The sequence below is a fragment of the Agromyces humi genome (genome assembly GCF_009720255.1).
Taxonomy (GTDB): Bacteria; Actinomycetota; Actinomycetes; order Actinomycetales; family Microbacteriaceae; genus Agromyces; species Agromyces humi.
Genome location: NZ_WJSP02000130.1, coordinates 1 through 9,137 on the forward strand (window position 1 = coordinate 1; position 9,137 = coordinate 9,137).

At 69.7% G+C, this 9,137-nt stretch carries 7 protein-coding genes, 1 tRNA gene and 1 pseudogene; 2 read left to right on the plus strand and 7 right to left on the minus strand.

What is annotated here, in order from left to right:
* Positions 1 to 1,097 precede the first annotated feature (1,097 nt).
* From GH736_RS25600 to GH736_RS11840, 4 genes and pseudogenes are all read right to left on the minus strand, one after another.
* Positions 1,098 to 2,006, minus strand: a pseudogene (locus tag GH736_RS25600) (glycosyl hydrolase 2 galactose-binding domain-containing protein); the annotation flags it as partial.
* Positions 2,007 to 2,029: 23 nt separating this feature from the next.
* Complete coding sequence (locus GH736_RS11830; RefSeq protein WP_203230742.1) at positions 2,030 to 2,848, minus strand: carbohydrate ABC transporter permease; 819 nt, start codon at positions 2,846 to 2,848, stop codon at positions 2,030 to 2,032.
* Entirely contained in the window at positions 2,845 to 3,888 is a 1,044-nt protein-coding gene (locus tag GH736_RS11835) for a carbohydrate ABC transporter permease (RefSeq protein WP_159603474.1), read from the minus strand. The genes GH736_RS11830 and GH736_RS11835 overlap by 4 nt, the downstream gene beginning before the upstream one ends.
* 78 nt (positions 3,889 to 3,966) lie before the next feature.
* Positions 3,967 to 5,283, minus strand: coding sequence for an ABC transporter substrate-binding protein (locus GH736_RS11840; protein WP_235934079.1), 1,317 nt, complete (start codon positions 5,281 to 5,283; stop codon positions 3,967 to 3,969).
* 285 nt (positions 5,284 to 5,568) lie between these two features.
* On the opposite strand from GH736_RS11840, the gene GH736_RS11845 reads away from it, so the two are divergent.
* Positions 5,569 to 6,576 carry a LacI family DNA-binding transcriptional regulator gene (locus tag GH736_RS11845; protein ID WP_159603476.1) on the plus strand — a complete coding sequence of 336 codons (1,008 nt, stop codon included), beginning with the start codon at positions 5,569 to 5,571 and terminating at the stop codon, positions 6,574 to 6,576.
* 8 nt (positions 6,577 to 6,584) lie between these two features.
* Here the strand turns inward: GH736_RS11845 and GH736_RS11850 are convergent, their stop codons facing one another.
* The 3 genes from GH736_RS11850 to GH736_RS11860 form a co-directional block, all read right to left on the minus strand.
* Positions 6,585 to 7,628 (minus strand): LacI family DNA-binding transcriptional regulator, encoded by a 1,044-nt coding sequence (locus tag GH736_RS11850; RefSeq protein ID WP_159603478.1) that lies wholly within the window; start codon positions 7,626 to 7,628, stop codon positions 6,585 to 6,587.
* A 39-nt stretch (positions 7,629 to 7,667) separates the two neighbouring features.
* Positions 7,668 to 8,114: a DUF3237 family protein gene (locus tag GH736_RS11855; RefSeq protein ID WP_159603480.1), complete on the minus strand. Its 447-nt coding sequence runs from the start codon at positions 8,112 to 8,114 to the stop codon at positions 7,668 to 7,670.
* A gap of 137 nt (positions 8,115 to 8,251) precedes the next feature.
* A tRNA-Leu gene (locus tag GH736_RS11860) sits at positions 8,252 to 8,338 on the minus strand.
* A gap of 218 nt (positions 8,339 to 8,556) precedes the next feature.
* Here GH736_RS11860 and GH736_RS11865 point away from each other — a divergent pair.
* On the plus strand, positions 8,557 to 9,137 hold a 581-nt coding region (locus GH736_RS11865), incomplete at its 3' end, for an HAD family hydrolase (protein WP_407922341.1).

The window sequence follows — 9,137 nt, forward strand, 5'->3', positions numbered from 1 at the left end:
CACCGCGACCAGCCGGGCGTCGTGGTCGGTGCCCGGCGCAACTCGCCGCTCGTCATCGGGCTCGGCGACGGGGAGAACTTCCTCGGGTCGGACGTCGCCGCGTTCGTCGAGTTCACGAAGCGCACGGCGCCCGCGGTGCGGGGCGCGTGCGAGCGGTAGTGCTCGAGCGCGCATGAGATCGCGTTGGCCTGGTTGAGCTGCATCGCCCAGTGCCAGGTCTCCATGTCCGCGGGCACGCGGTGGTGCCGCACGAGCCCGTCGGTGAGCTTCACGTTGCCGTCGATCGCCTTCTGGTGCACGATCATGCCCGGCGACTCGGGGGTGAGCGGGTCGTCGCTGATCGCGCGGGTGAGCGTCGACCACGCGGGCGGGCCCTGCCACCCGAACTCCGCCACGAATCGCGGTGCGGTATCGCGATAATGCGGCCAGTCCTTCTGGTTCCAGAGATCCCAGACGTGCATGGTGCCGTGCCGCTCGTCGTTCGGATGCTCCCCGCCGGGGCTGAACGGGCTGCCGGGTGCGTACGGCACGTGCGGCGCGAGCTCATCGATGAGGCCGGGGAACAGCTCGTGGTAGTAGTAGGCGCCCCAGCTCTTCCCGTCGAGCCGGAGCTTCCAGCCCCAGTCCTCGTACCCCCACAGGTTCTCGTTGTTGCCGGTGAGCAGGCACAGCGACGCGTGGTGCGCGAGGCGCACGATCTGCTCGCGGGCCTCGGCGGCGACCTCCGAGCGCAGCGGCTCCTCCTCCGCATACGCGGAGCAGGCGAAGAGGAAGTCCTGCCAGGTGAGCAGGCCGAGCTCGTCGCACAGCTCGTAGAACGCGTCGGCCTCGTAGATGCCGCCGCCCCAGACCCGGATGAGGTTGAGGCCGGCGGTGCGCGCCTGCTCGAGTCGCATGCGGTAGCGGGCACGGTCGACCCGCACGGGGAACGCGTCGTCGGGGATCCAGTTCGCGCCCTTCACGAACACCGGCTGGTCGTTCACGATCAGCTGGAAGGGCGTGCCGTCGGCGTCGGGCTCCGTGTTCCAGCGCAGGTCGCGGAAGCCGACGGTGCGATGGGTGGCGTCGATCACCTCGCCCGAATGGAGCCGCACGTCCACGACGTACAGGGGCTGGTCGCCGTAGCCGGCGGGCCACCAGCGCTCGACGTTCCGAAGATCGAGGCGCACTCGCGCCCGACCACCCACGACCTCGACGACCGCCGAGGGAACCGCCTCGAGGCCCGGGCCGGCCACAGCGACGGACACGAGCAACGGTGGTGCCTCGACGACCCCTGGGGCGTCCGCCACCGCGACCTCCGCGACGACGAAACCGCCCTCGCCCGCCGGCGTGGCCGTTACCCGGACCTCGTCGAGCCTGGCGAGCGACCACGACTCGAGCCGCACGGGCCGCCAGATGCCGCTCGTCGAGGTCGCGATGCCCCAGTCCCATCCGAAGCTGCACGCGGACTTGCGGATCGCGTCGAACGGCGTCGGGTACGGACGCGGGCGCGCGCCGAGCGCGAGGCTCTGGGCATCGGCGTACTTCACCGGGCTGCGGAACGCCACGACCAGGCGGTTCTCGCCCGGGCGCAGCACGTCGGTCACGTCGACCCGGTAGCCGCGGTGCTGGTTCGCGACCTCGGCGATCATGGTGTCGTTCAGCGACACCGTCGCCACGGTGTCGAGGCCGTCGAAGACGAGTTCGTGCACGGATGCTGCCGCGAGCTCGTCGGCCCGCAGCGTGAACGTCGTCTCGTACGTCCAGTCGACGAGCCCGATCCACCTGAGGGCGGACTCGTTGTCGTCGAGGTACGGATCGGGGATCAGCCCCGCCCGCATGAGGTCGAGGTGCACGACCCCCGGCACGACCGCCGGGATCCCCGGCACGACCCCACCGCCCCCGCCGGCGGCATCCGTCGGCCCGGTCATGCCGGCCGCGACGGCGTCGGGCACGGGCCCGGACCCCGCCCGGACCCGCCACCCCGAGTGCAGGGGGCGCTGCACCATGTGCATGATGTGCTCCATTGTGGTCGGTTCGATCGTCTGCGTCACTTGACTGCTCCCGCGGTGAGGCCCTTGTAGATCCAGCGCTGCAGGAAGAGGAACGCCACCAGGGTGGGCAGGATCACGAGGATGGTCCCGGCGGCGATCACCTCCCACTGGGCCCCGAACGGGCCCTTGAAGTTGAAGAGGGAGGTCGAGATCATGCCCTCCGACGGCAGGTAGAGGAAGGGCAGGTAGAACTCGTTGTAGATGGCGATGCCCTTGATGATCACGACGGTCGCGATCGCCGGCTTCAGGAGCGGCAGGATCACTCGCCAGTAGATCGTCCAGCGGTTGGCGCCGTCGATCATCGCCGCCTCGTCGAGCGACACGGGGATGCCCGCCATGAACTGCATGAAGATGTAGATCGCGATGATGTCGGTGCCGAGGAACAGGAGCACGAGCGCGGCCTTCGTGTTGAAGAGGCCGAGCCCGCTGATGATCTGGAACGTCGCGACCTGGCTCGTGACGCTCGGAATGAGGGTGGCGACGAGGAACAGCCCCATGATGAGCTTCCTGCCCCGGAACGCGAACCGGTCGATGGCGTACGCAGCCATCGTGCCGATGAGGATCGTGCCGACGAGCGAGATGACGAGCACGATGGTCGTGTTGACGAATCCCTCGACCATGCCGCCCTGGCGGAACGCGGTCGAGAAGTTCTCCAGGTTGAACCAGTTCGCCGGCGGGGAGAGCGGGCCTGTCGTGCTGTACTCGCCGCTGGTCTTGAAGCTGGCGAACAGCACGACCGAGAGCGGGAGCAGCACCACGATGGCGGCGATGATGAGCGAGGCGTACTTGAGCACGCCAGGGGCGACGCGGGTCACGTGAGGTCCACCTTCTCGTCGGGGAACAGCTTGCGTTGGATCCAGGTGACGACGAGGACGATCGCGAGCAGCACGACGGCCATCGCCGAGGCGAGCCCCACCTGCCGGTAGCTGAAGGCCGTCTGCAGGGTCTGGATGACGAACGTCGCGGTGCCGTTGGCGCCGCCCGTCATGATGAACGGGATCTCGAAGACCGACAGGCTGCCCGATACCGCGAGGATGAAGGAGAGCCCGATGATGCGACGGATGCCGGGGAAGATGATGTTGGTGAACTGCTGCCAGCGGCTCGCGCCGTCGAGCTCGGCCGCCTCGTAGAGGTCGTTCGGGATCGACTGGATCGCGCCGAGGAACAGCACGAAGTTGAGCCCGGTGTAGCGCCAGACCGAGGTGCCGGCGAGCGAGTAGTTCGCGATGTCGGCGTCGCCCAGCCACTGCGGCGGGTCGGTCATGCCGAACCAGCCGAGCACCGTGTCGAGGGTGCCGCCCGGCTGGAAGAGGTAGAGGAAGACGAAGCCGATGGCGACGCCGTTGATGAGGTACGGGAAGAAGATGACCCCGCGGAAGAAGTTCGAGAAGCGGGTGCTGAAGCTGAGCAGCGTGGCGAAGTAGAGCGCGAGCGCCATCTGGAGGAACGCGCCGACGAAGTAGTAGAGGCTCACGCCGAAGACCGAGAGGATCCGCGGGTTCGTGAACACCTCGACGTAGTTGTCGAGGCCGACCACGTTCTCGACGGGGCCGAGGCCGTTCCAGTCGGTGATGCTGTACCAGAGCATGTTCGCCGCGGGCAGGTAGGTCAGGAGCAGGAGCAGGCCGACCGCGGCGGACACGAAAAGGTAGGGCGTGAGCCGGGAGAGGACGCGACGGCCGGCGGGCCCTTCGCGGCGTCCGCGTCGGGCCGCGCGGCGCTGCGAGCGGCCCGGCCCGCCAGGGGCGCCTGGTCCGCCGGGGCCGCGGGGTCGCCCGCGCTCGTCGAGCACGGCGACCCCGTGGAGGGGGCCGGAGAGTCCGACCGGATCGGGTCCAGTCGTCGAGACGGACATGAGTGCTCCTTCGTGGATCTCCGGCCCCTCACGGGGTCGTTGGGGTGCAGGTGTGGGTGGGGTGGAGTCGGGCGCGCGCTACCCGGCGAGTTCGGAGACGGCCGAGCCCCACTGCTCGTTGAGCTGGGCGAAGTACGACTCCTTGTCGCCGTCGGCCTCGCCGCGGGCGATGTCGATGAGCTTCTGGCGGTAGATGTTGCCCCAGACGTCGACCTGCGAGAGGTCGGCGGTGTCGCTGAACAGGGATTCCTCACCGGCGGGTGCTGCGCTGAGCTCGACGAGCTCGACGCCGCGCTCCTCCAGGGTGCCGAGGTTCTCCGGCAGCGGCGCGGACTTCACGGCCGAGATCATGCCCTGCGCGTCGGTGAAGCCCGACTCCTCGATCAGCCAGTCGATCCACGCCTTCGCGGCGGCCTTGTTGCCGGAGTTCCTGTTGACCCCCAGGAAGTAGTCACCGGCGATGGTGGCGTACTGCTGTCCGCCCACATTGGTCGGGAAGGGCATGAACCCGACGACGTCCTTCGAGACGCCGGCGTCCTCGGCCGCGGCCTGGAACTGCGAGATGGCCCACGAGCCGAGCACCATGCTGCCGATCTCACCGGTGGCGAAGTCGCCCTTCGACTGCTCCCAGTTGGTGGTGAGCGGATCCTCCTCGGTGAGGCCCTCGTGCACGGCGTCGAAGAGCAGTGAGTCGAGGGCGTAGATGTCGGTGCCCTCCGTCCACGGCTCCTCGTCGTGGGCCATCGCGGTCTGCGCGTCGGGGTCGCCGGTGACGGCGCCGACGATGTTCGTCCACTGCCCGCCGAGCGGCCAGCCGTCCTTGTAGTTCGTGTAGAGCGGCACGGCGCCGGTGGCCTTCACGGCCTCGAGGGCCGCGAGGAAGTCGTCCTCGGTGATGGGAACCTCGGCGACGCCGGCGTCGGCGAAGACCTCGGTGTTGTAGAGCACGCCGTTGGCGTTGCCGCCGAGCGCGATGCCGTACTGCACGCCGTCGACGGTCTTCGGAGCGAGGAACCGGTAGGTGTCGGCGAGGTCGTCGGCGTCGCCGAGCGCCTCGAAGAAGTCGGGGTACTGCGAGGGCTTCACGCTATTGGGGATCAGCAGCACGTCGCCGTAGCCGTTGGGCGTGCTGAGGCGCGTCTTCACGTCGTCCTCGTAGTTCGTGATCGCCTCGACCTTGACGTCGACGTCGGGGTACTCCTTCTGGAACTCGGCGATGTACTCGTCCCAGGTGCCGTCGGTCTGCAGGTCGGTGCGGTTGGTGAGGAATGTGATGTCGCCCGCGACCTCGCCGGAATCTCCGCTGTCGCCGGAACCGCTCGCGGTGCACGACGTCAACAACAACGTCGCTGCGGCCACGGCGGCAAGGCCGACGATCGCCTTGCGTGATGCCATGTGAACTCTCCCTTGTGTGTGGTCACCCTCGGTGTGGACCGATGAGGGTGCCCTCAACGGCGGGGGTGGCATGGACACATTAGGATGAACTTAAGCGCTTTAGCAAGCACCGATGTCAGCGTTGTCTTGTTCTGTCCGGGGCGTAGAGTGCGAGCAGATATCCCGATGAACAGGGATTCCGACCGCCACGACGGCTGTATCGGGCTCCGGATGTCCCGGTGAATGTCCGTCGTCAGACATCCCCGGTTCCCGCCGAACGCACACCGAACACGAGAGGGGCCTACCATGACAATCCAGCAACGGGCCACGCTCGACGACGTCGCGCGCCTCGCCGGCGTCAGCGCCAAGACCGTCTCGCGGGTGTACTCGCATCGCGACCAGGTGGCTCCCGACACGGTCGACCGCGTCCTGAACGCCGCGAAGCGCCTGCGGTTCCGTCCCAACACGCTCGCGCAGAACCTGCGCCGCGGCGGCGGCTCCTCCACCGTCGGCTTCATCATGGGCGAGATGCTCAACCCGTTCTACTCGACGGTGGCCGCGGGCATCGAGCGCGAGCTCGCCGACCACGGATTCACCCTGATCGTGGCCACCACCGGCGACTCGGTCGAGGGCGAGGAGCGGGTCGCCGACACCCTGCTCGCCCAGCGCGTCGGCGCCCTGCTGCTCATCCCGGTGGGCGAGGACCAGTCCTACCTCGAGGGCGAGCGCCAGCTCGGCACCCCGGTGATCGCGATCGACCGCCCGGCTCGCAACCTCGTCGCCGACTCGGTGGTGCTCGCGAACCGGCAGGGCGCCCACGCCGCCGCAGCGGCCCTCGTCGGCCACGGACACCGGCGCATCGCCTACGTCTGCAATCCGGCATCCGCCTACACGCAGTCGGAGCGGGTGGCCGGCTACCGAGCGGCGCTCCGCGAGGCCGGCGTCGACGGCTCCGGGCGGTGGGAGCGGCTGCTCGACGACCCGGCGATCCCGCCCGACGAGGTGGTGCGCGAGCTGCTCAGCCATCCCGAGCCGCCGACGGCGATCATCGCGGGCAACAACCGCATGTGCATCGGCGCCCTGCGCGCCATCCGCGACCTCGACGATCCGCCCGCCCTCATCGGCTTCGACGACTTCGATACCGCCGACATCCTCGGCGTCACCGTCGTGGGTCACGATCCGCTCGAGATGGGGCGGCAGGCGGCACGACTGACGATCGAGCGGATGCAGCAGCCGACCGGGTTCACCACGCAGCTCGAGCTGCCCACGCACCTCATCCCGCGGGGCAGCGGCGAGCGCGCACCCGTGACCTGATCGACCGGTTACGTGTGCGCGCCCGGTGGGCGGGCAGCGGATGCCACGCCGGGAGCCGGCCCGGTCGACGCCCGTTCCACCAGGCGGGGCGTGGCGTCGAGGAACGCACCGGGTTCGGCCCCGTCGACGAGGTCGAACAGCCGCCGCGCGACGTGCGAGCCGTACGCGCCGACGTCGCGGCTGAGCGCCGTGAGCTTCGGGAACGTGTGCTCGCAGAGCACGGAATCGTCCCACGCGATGATCGACACGTCCTGCGGCACTGAGAGGCCGAGCTCCATCGCCGTGCTCAGGCCGGCGACGGCCATCACGTCGTTGTCGTAGATGATCGCGGTCGCCCGCTCGTCGCGTTCGAGCACCGAACGCGTGGCGACGGCGCCCGATTCGGGCCGGTAGTCCGTGCGGGCGAGCAGGGGCTGCAGTCCGAGCGTCCCCATCTCGTCGAGGAACGCCGCGTCCCGCGACTGCGTGTGCGCGAACCGGTCGACGCCCGCCACCCGGGCGATGCGCCGATGCCCGAGCATGGCGAGGTGGCGCACGGCCTCGCGCATCGCCGCATCGTCGTCGGTCGACACGCTCGTGAGCCCGTTCGCGACGGCGGCGTCGCCGACCACCACGGTGGGCAGCGCGCCCGGCTCGGAGCTGAGCGTCACCCGGGGGTCGTCGACGGCGAGGTCGACGAGGAGGATCCCGTCGACGCGCCGGGCGGCACGCCACTTGGCGATCGTCGCGAGCTCGTCGGCGGGCGACGGCACCACCTGCAGCAGCAGGCCGTACCCGCGCCGGGCGAGCTCGGCCTCCATTCCGGCGATGAACCGCATGTAGAAGGTCTCGACGCCGAGCATGCGGGGATCCCGGGCGAGCACGAGCCCGAACGTCTCGGTCGTCGACACCGCGAGCGACCGCGCGGCGGTCGACGGCGCCCAGCCGAGCTCGTCGGCGACGCTGAGCACGCGCTCGCGCGTCGCCTCCGACACCCCCGGTCGCCCGTTGAGCGCGAACGACACCGCGCCGATCGACACCCCGGCCCGCTCGGCGATGTCCGTGATGGTCACGCGCGGGTGCTTCCGGCCGGTCCTGCTCACCACTGCACCCTAACGCTCCGGCGCCATGGGCTCCCAGATCAGCTCGGCGACGTCCAGCACGAGCTCCGGACCCGACGCTCCATCGACGGGAGACCGCACCTCGCCGACGCAGACGCAGACGACGTCGTTCAGCCGGCGATAGCCGGGATGGTCGCTCGTGTGGAACACCGAGCCCACCACCTGCCGCCGGCCTGCGGGGTGGGCGCGACCATAGCCGTGCAACTCGAACATGATCGTCGCCGCGTCATCCGTCTCGATGACGCCCCGCAGATCAGGGCGGAACGGCCCCTCCTCGGTACGGCGCAGGGGGAAGTTCGCCCCGTGGAACCGGCCGCTCACGCCGCCCTCGCAGCGCCCTTCGGCCAGGTAGAAGTGCTGCTGCCATCCACCCTCGAGCTCGACCTGCCATCCGGCCGGATAGGTGAAGTTCAGGCGATACAGCGGCTCGAGCCTCATCGTCGCCCGCCTCCCCGTCGCGCGCCCGCTCGGCCTCCCCCTCGCCGTCCGTTGCGCGTCTCCGGCTCACACGGTAGCGGTCGCCCGCGGATGCGACAACGGCCCGGCACCTCAGTGAGGTCCGGGCCGTTTCGTGATGGTGCGCGAGGGGGGACTTGAACCCCCACACCCTTGCGAGTACTGGCACCTGAAGCCAGCGCGTCTGCCAATTCCGCCACTCGCGCACGTGCGGATGCACCGAAGTGCGTCCAGCCACGAGAGCCTAACATCTCGGGGCGCGCAGCACCATTCGAGGCTCCGGGTGGCTCGAGCACTTCGAGCGGATGCCGCGAGGACCCTCCGTGATTCATCAGAGTCCGACTCCGGCCTCGCGCTCCCCCGCCGCCGGGAATAGCATCGACCTGCGGTACCGGTGCCCTGAACATTCGACGAAAGGACGGCGGTGACCTCGCCAGACTCCACCCCCATTCCCTCCCCGCCCGCAAGCGCGGCCAGCCGACGCGGCCTGACCCATCCGGGCGACGTCGACCTCAGCGGCATCCGCGGCTGGCTCTTCGACCTCGACGGCGTGCTCACGCCCACGGCGGTGGTGCACATGCACGCCTGGTCGCGCCTCTTCACGCCGTTCCTCGAGGCGCACGGAGCAGCCCCCTACTCCGACGACGACTACTTCGCCCACATCGACGGCAAGCCGCGCTACGACGGCGTGCGGTCGCTGCTCGAGAGCCGGGGCATCGTCGTCGACGAGGGCGAGGTGACGGATGCCGCCACGCTCGACACCGTGCACGGGCTCGGCAATCGCAAGAACGACGCGTTCAACGCGACTCTCGCCGAGGAGGGCGTGGAGCCGTACGCCACGAGCGTCGCCCTGCTCGACGCCGTCATCGCCACCGGAGCGAGGGTCGCGGTCGTCTCGAGCTCGAAGAACGCGCCCCTCGTGCTCGCCGCCGCCGGCCTCGCCGACCGCTTCGAGGTCGTCGTCGACGGGGCGGTCGCCGCCCGCGAGGGCCTGCCGGGCAAGCC